At 60.5% G+C, this 2,329-nt stretch carries 3 protein-coding genes; all 3 read left to right on the top strand.

Annotated features, from left to right (window positions below):
* Positions 1 to 229: transposase (locus BST10_RS22030; protein ID WP_165757229.1), on the top strand; the 229-nt coding region annotated here is incomplete at its 5' end.
* A gap of 157 nt (positions 230 to 386) precedes the next feature.
* Positions 387 to 872, top strand: a complete 486-nt coding sequence (locus BST10_RS22035; RefSeq protein ID WP_083040755.1) for a DUF3320 domain-containing protein — start codon at positions 387 to 389, stop codon at positions 870 to 872.
* A 163-nt stretch (positions 873 to 1,035) separates the two neighbouring features.
* A complete protein-coding gene (locus BST10_RS22040) occupies positions 1,036 to 2,268 on the top strand; it encodes a DEAD/DEAH box helicase (protein WP_165757231.1) in 1,233 nt (410 codons plus the stop codon).
* Positions 2,269 to 2,329 lie beyond the last annotated feature (61 nt).

Genomic DNA, 2,329 nt, shown 5'->3' on the forward strand with positions numbered 1-2,329 from the left:
ACCTAAGGGCCTCGATGAGCTGGCGCAGCTGGGTCGCAGTCTCTGGAAGCGGCGCCGCGAAATCCTGGCCTACTTCGACGTCGGCATCTCCAACGGCCCCGTCGAAGCCATCAACGGCCGCCTGGAACACCTACGCGGCATCGCCCTGGGATTTCGCAACCTCAACCACTACATCCTGCGATCCCTGATCCACTCCGGCCAACTTCAAGACCGGATCAACGCACTCTGAAACCGGAAGAGCCACTTTGCCCTTAGACCGACCCATCATTGAGACTGAGCAGGCCGAGATTGCCGATACCCCAAACTGGACCACCGAGTACCGGCCTGCTCCAGCGACGCCGATTCCCCATTTTGTGGATCCCGGAGAAGCAGGCAGTCACCTTCATATGGTCGAAGCGATCCAGGTTCTAGTGGAATATGAAGGGCCCGTCCATATCGAAGTCGCTCATGAACGTCTTCGGGCATGGTGGAACATCGGACGTATTGGTTCCAATATTCGCAACAACATCGACCGCGCTATCCAGAGGGCGCAGGTTATCCGAGACGGAGACTTCCTAATGTTGCCCGGCCGCCAAGTATCAGTGGTTCGCGTACCTGCAGGGAACACCGCTCGGAAGGCCGAACACGTGCATTTGGAGGAACTAGGAATGGCCGTGGTCCTTACCGTTCAAGACGTGGGCGCGGCCAGGCGGACTGAAGTCGTTCAATGTGTTGCGCGTGTATTCGGGTGGACAAGAATCGGAGCAGTCGTGGAGCGTTACATCGGCGATGCTATCGATCATCTCGTTGTTGGCGGAAGAATAACGATCAGCGGCGATGACACGCTCACGCTCTCGTCGGTTCAGCAATCCTCACCGGGGATTGTTTTGTAAGGTAATACTTTTGACACCTTTTGGGGCGAGTATGAGTGGGACGACGAATAAATGATTGACGCATGCGGAAGCTGGCGTCGAGTGCGGGCGATATCTGAAGCGGTCGGCCAAGCTCGTCGCTGGGGTTGCCATGCACCAACATAGCGAGAAGAAGTGCTCGAGGATGGCGTCGATGGTCTCATCGGCTATGGGACCTGCGCATTCCTTCGGCTACCACCCTGACCCAGAGCAGCTCCATGTCGCACTCGACCGTGGTGAATTCGCGCGTGCACTAATTCTTGATGGGCCGGTGCGGGCGATGGTGTCCAGCGTTGCGGAGTGCCGGGTACTCGGGAAGCCCGAGGTCGAACTGCCCGAGGGGCTCTATTGGTTCCAGGGCATCGATGGCGGTGCGTTCATCCTCCAGGTTGCTATCGGGGCGCCGACCGGTGACGCGACGGTGGTCCCGCTCGATCAACTCCACGACGATCATCCGCTCATGGCCGCCTTCGGCTGGGCGGAGCACCTCTGGCTTGGTGCGCAACTCGTCCCGGCGCCGCGATTCGAGGTCAACGAAGCTGCGGTGACGCATCCGGGCGATGCGGACGTCGTGATCCGCGATCGTGTGTTCCATGGCGGGCCGTCGGGGCAGTGGTCCTACACGGTGATCGTGGAGGGCCGCCAGCAGAACGTCATCGAGTCATCGCTGAAGGCCCGACCGGAACTCGATGACCCACGAAACTGGGTCACCCGGGAGCCGACCCCGGCGCGACGGTTCGGTGCCACGCTTACGCGGGCAAAATTGCAGAGCAAGTTTGCCAACACCCTGTTCTCGTTTCGGGCCACCCGAACCACGTTTCGGCCGTACCAGTTCAAGCCGGTCCTCAAGCTGCTGCAGACCGGCAAGGCCCGCATCCTCATCGCGGACGAGGTCGGCCTCGGTAAGACGATCGAGGCGGGCCTGATCTGGACGGAACTTGAAGCGCGCCGTGAAGCCGACCGGGTGCTGATCGTCTGCCCCGCTGGCCTTGTCGGCAAGTGGAAAGAAGAGATGGACGATCGCTTCGAGTTCGACGTGGTCGAGCTCGACAGCAAGACGCTGCAGACGTTCCTTGAGCGGCACCGCCAGAACCGCCTACCCCGGCGGCAGGCGTACATCTGCAGCATTGAGCGGCTTCGCAGCTGGGCGGGTATCGAAGAGCTGGACGATCTGCCACCGGAATTCGATCTGATCATCGTCGACGAAGCGCATTCCATGCGCAACCAGGACACCAAGAGCTACGCATTGGGCACGCGGCTGTCCGACTGGGCGGACAACCTGGTCTTCCTCACCGCGACACCGATCAACCTTCGCCAAGAAGATCTGCTGAATCTGTTGGAACTGCTCGCGCCGGGGGATTATGAGCCGTCCCGGTAAGTCCGGGGACTGATTTCCTTGAATCACCCCGCCTTCGGTGGGGTGTGCCTGTGATCGTAGT

This window comes from Mycolicibacter algericus DSM 45454, from assembly GCF_002086455.1.
GTDB lineage: Bacteria > Actinomycetota > Actinomycetes > Mycobacteriales > Mycobacteriaceae > Mycobacterium > Mycobacterium algericum.